Consider the following 618-nt stretch of genomic DNA (forward strand, 5'->3'; position numbering starts at 1 on the left):
GCGGCTGGCGGAACACCTCGGTGTCGGGGTCCTCGTATCCGTGGTTGAACGCGAGCAGGGAGGTGTGGGCTCCGATGCGTACGGCGTCGCCGAGTTCGATGGTGCCGCGGACCACGGTGTAGGGGTTGACGGTGCAGTCCCGGCCGGTGCGCAGAGTGCCGGTCAGATAGGCGCCGGCCGCGATATAGCTGCGGGGTCCGAGGTGGAGCTGCTCGTTCTGGACCGCGGCCAGCGGGGAGACGTAGCAGTCCTCGCCGATGCTGTACTCGGCGCCCGTCTTGCGCATCGTCTGCTGGAAGGCGCGCTGCCGGGCGCGGTCGTCGTCGGTGGCCTGGGTCCAGTAGAGCCAGGGCGAGTAGTCGAACAGGGCGGGCGCGGTGGCGGCGTTCGAGTCCGTCATGGGGCTCTTTCCCGTGGTGTCGAGTGCGTTGGGAGCGCGGGCGGCGGTCAGGTGCTGCGCGCTTCAGCATGATCGAAGCCAACGGTTCAAGGAATACGGCGTCTTGGCACGGTTCATCGGGTTGCACGGTGTCGGCCGCGGCCATGTGCGGCCGCATGGCCGCGGCTCCGTGGGAGGCGAAGTCGGTGGCGACCACGCCGGGATGCACCGGCCTGCTC

At 69.6% G+C, this 618-nt stretch carries 1 protein-coding gene; it reads right to left on the reverse strand.

Translation table 11 applies throughout. The features are described from left to right. Nucleotides 1-400 (reverse strand): acyltransferase (locus TN53_RS41730; RefSeq protein ID WP_046264116.1); only part of this gene is annotated, 400 nt, incomplete at its 3' end. Nucleotides 401-618 lie beyond the last annotated feature (218 nt).

It is taken from the genome of Streptomyces sp. WM6386, from assembly GCF_000972385.1.
GTDB lineage: Bacteria > Actinomycetota > Actinomycetes > Streptomycetales > Streptomycetaceae > Streptomyces.